General features: G+C 46.7%; 1 protein-coding gene. It reads left to right on the forward strand.

The features are described 5' to 3' along the window. The first annotated feature begins 41 nt into the window (after window positions 1-41). Complete coding sequence (locus B4U49_RS00370) at window positions 42-716, forward strand: alpha/beta fold hydrolase (RefSeq protein ID WP_143735426.1); 675 nt, start codon at window positions 42-44, stop codon at window positions 714-716. The last annotated feature ends 27 nt before the right edge of the window (window positions 717-743 follow it).

Genomic DNA, 743 nt, shown 5'->3' on the forward strand with positions numbered 1-743 from the left:
AGCTGCCGCTGCTCGCGGCGTTACGTGATGGTAGCTAAACATTGAAAATTCTATTTCTACCAGGAATGGATGGAACGGGTTTGCTCTTCAACGAGCTAATTCAGAATATCCCGAAAGAAATAGACCTTGAAGTTGTTTGCCTCAATGAAATGCAGGCCGTGAGCTACCGCCAGCAGGCTGAGGAGATAGCTGGAAAAATTGGATCTTCAAACGTTGTGGTGGTTGCTGAATCATATTCGGGAAGAATTGCGTATGAATTATGCAATATCCTTGGCGGTAGAGTCTCGAAAGTAGTTTTTATAGCTAGCTTTGTTTCCCGTCCCGGAAAGCTGGCAAGGTTTGCTGCCTCCCTGCCGGAGTCTGTTATTAAGCCTAATCTGTTTCCAAACTGGCTTATGAAAATGCTATGTTTTAACGGCCTTGGCAAAAGGGCGCTAATGGATCAAGTTCGCCAAGCTATCGCAGAGGTTGGGCCAAGCACGTTAAAACAGCGTTTATTGAATATTGCTGAACTTGATGAGCCAAAAGGTCATCTACCAACTGCAGCCGTGTATATCCGGCCAACAAATGATCGCTTGGTTTCATATGATGCAGTCAAAGTTTTGGGTAATATCTATCCCCACTTAAGTATCGAATCTGTGGAAGGCGGACACTTCATTGCACAAACGGCCCCGGAATCGTGTGCGAGGGTCATAGTCCGTGCCACAACCACGTAACAAACAGCGGCAGAGCGACAGCCAACG

Source organism: Microbulbifer mangrovi, from assembly GCF_002009015.1.
GTDB lineage: Bacteria > Pseudomonadota > Gammaproteobacteria > Pseudomonadales > Cellvibrionaceae > Microbulbifer > Microbulbifer mangrovi.